The 3,052-nt window shown below is 53.1% G+C and carries 1 rRNA gene; it reads right to left on the reverse strand.

Annotated features, from left to right (window positions below):
* Positions 1–23 precede the first annotated feature (23 nt).
* Positions 24–2,930: ribosomal RNA gene (locus JKP81_RS23465) — 23S ribosomal RNA — on the reverse strand.
* Positions 2,931–3,052 lie beyond the last annotated feature (122 nt).

The following is a 3,052-nucleotide window of genomic DNA, read 5'->3' on the forward strand; positions in this document are numbered from 1 at the left end:
CGCCAAAACATCTTCGGCGTTGTAAGGTTAAGCCTCACGGTTCATTAGTACCGGTTAGCTCAACGCATCGCTGCGCTTACACACCCGGCCTATCAACGTCGTCGTCTTCAACGTTCCTTCAGGAGACTCAAAGTCTCAGGGAGAACTCATCTCGGGGCAAGTTTCGTGCTTAGATGCTTTCAGCACTTATCTCTTCCGCATTTAGCTACCGGGCAGTGCCATTGGCATGACAACCCGAACACCAGTGATGCGTCCACTCCGGTCCTCTCGTACTAGGAGCAGCCCCCCTCAATTCTCCAGCGCCCACGGCAGATAGGGACCGAACTGTCTCACGACGTTCTAAACCCAGCTCGCGTACCACTTTAAATGGCGAACAGCCATACCCTTGGGACCTACTTCAGCCCCAGGATGTGATGAGCCGACATCGAGGTGCCAAACACCGCCGTCGATATGAACTCTTGGGCGGTATCAGCCTGTTATCCCCGGAGTACCTTTTATCCGTTGAGCGATGGCCCTTCCATTCAGAACCACCGGATCACTATGACCTGCTTTCGCACCTGCTCGCGCCGTCACGCTCGCAGTCAAGCCAGCTTATGCCATTGCACTAACCTCCTGATGTCCGACCAGGATTAGCTGACCTTCGTGCTCCTCCGTTACGCTTTAGGAGGAGACCGCCCCAGTCAAACTACCCACCAGACACTGTCCGCAACCCGGATCACGGGTCCACGTTAGAACACCAGCCATTAAAGGGTGGTATTTCAAGGGCGGCTCCACGCAGACTGGCGTCCACGCTTCAAAGCCTCCCACCTATCCTACACATCAAGGACCAGTGTTCAGTGTCAAGCTATAGTAAAGGTTCACGGGGTCTTTCCGTCTTGCCGCGGGTACACTGCATCTTCACAGCGAGTTCAATTTCACTGAGTCTCGGGTGGAGACAGCCTGGCCATCATTACGCCATTCGTGCAGGTCGGAACTTACCCGACAAGGAATTTCGCTACCTTAGGACCGTTATAGTTACGGCCGCCGTTTACCGGGGCTTCGATCAAGAGCTTCTCCTTACGGATGACCCCATCAATTAACCTTCCGGCACCGGGCAGGCGTCACACCGTATACGTCCACTTTCGTGTTTGCACAGTGCTGTGTTTTTAATAAACAGTTGCAGCCAGCTGGTATCTTCGACTGATTTCAGCTCCACGAGCAAGTCGCTTCACCTACATATCAGCGTGCCTTCTCCCGAAGTTACGGCACCATTTTGCCTAGTTCCTTCACCCGAGTTCTCTCAAGCGCCTTGGTATTCTCTACCTGACCACCTGTGTCGGTTTGGGGTACGATTTCGTGTTACCTGATGCTTAGAGGCTTTTCCTGGAAGCAGGGCATTTGTTACTTCAGCACCGTAGTGCCTCGTCATCACGCCTCAGTGTTAAAGTGCTCCGGATTTGCCTGGAGCACACACCTTCACGCTTAAACCGGGACAACCGTCGCCCGGCTAACATAGCCTTCTCCGTCCCCCCTTCGCAGTAACACCAAGTACAGGAATATTAACCTGTTTCCCATCGACTACGCCTTTCGGCCTCGCCTTAGGGGTCGACTCACCCTGCCCCGATTAACGTTGGACAGGAACCCTTGGTCTTCCGGCGAGCGGGCTTTTCACCCGCTTTATCGTTACTTATGTCAGCATTCGCACTTCTGATACCTCCAGCATGCCTCACAGCACACCTTCGCAGGCTTACAGAACGCTCCCCTACCCAACAACACATAGTGTCGCTGCCGCAGCTTCGGTGCATGGTTTAGCCCCGTTACATCTTCCGCGCAGGCCGACTCGACCAGTGAGCTATTACGCTTTCTTTAAATGATGGCTGCTTCTAAGCCAACATCCTGGCTGTCTGGGCCTTCCCACATCGTTTCCCACTTAACCATGACTTTGGGACCTTAGCTGGCGGTCTGGGTTGTTTCCCTCTTCACGACGGACGTTAGCACCCGCCGTGTGTCTCCCGTGATAACATTCTCCGGTATTCGTAGTTTGCATCGGGTTGGTAAGCCGGGATGGCCCCCTAGCCGAAACAGTGCTCTACCCCCGGAGATGAATTCACGAGGCGCTACCTAAATAGCTTTCGGGGAGAACCAGCTATCTCCCGGTTTGATTGGCCTTTCACCCCCAGCCACAGGTCATCCGCTAATTTTTCAACATTAGTCGGTTCGGTCCTCCAGTTAGTGTTACCCAACCTTCAACCTGCCCATGGCTAGATCACCGGGTTTCGGGTCTATACCCTGCAACTTAACGCCCAGTTAAGACTCGGTTTCCCTTCGGCTCCCCTATTCGGTTAACCTTGCTACAGAATATAAGTCGCTGACCCATTATACAAAAGGTACGCAGTCACCCCATTAAAGAGGCTCCCACTGCTTGTACGTACACGGTTTCAGGTTCTTTTTCACTCCCCTCGCCGGGGTTCTTTTCGCCTTTCCCTCACGGTACTGGTTCACTATCGGTCAGTCAGGAGTATTTAGCCTTGGAGGATGGTCCCCCCATATTCAGACAGGATACCACGTGTCCCGCCCTACTCATCGAGCTCACAGCCTGTGTGCTTTTGTGTACGGGGCTGTCACCCTGTATCGCGCGACTTTCCAGACGCTTCCACTAACACACAAGCTGATTCAGACTCTGGGCTCCTCCCCGTTCGCTCGCCGCTACTGGGGGAATCTCGGTTGATTTCTTTTCCTCGGGGTACTTAGATGTTTCAGTTCCCCCGGTTCGCCTCATTAACCTATGGATTCAGTTAATGATAGTGTGACGAGTCACACTGGGTTTCCCCATTCGGACATCGCCGGCTATAACGGTTCATATCACCTTACCGGCGCTTTTCGCAGATTAGCACGTCCTTCATCGCCTCTGACTGCCAGGGCATCCACCGTGTACGCTTAGTCGCTTAACCTCACAACCCGAAGATGTTTCGTAAAACATCCGCGTGTCGCGAAAATTTGAGAGACTCACAGAACAGTTCGCACTGTTCAGTGTTTCAATTTTCAGCTTGATCCAGATTTTTAAAGAGCAAAT

It is taken from the genome of Kosakonia sp. LAM2021 (genome assembly GCF_016620385.1).
GTDB classification, from domain to species: Bacteria; Pseudomonadota; Gammaproteobacteria; order Enterobacterales; family Enterobacteriaceae; genus Kosakonia; species Kosakonia sacchari.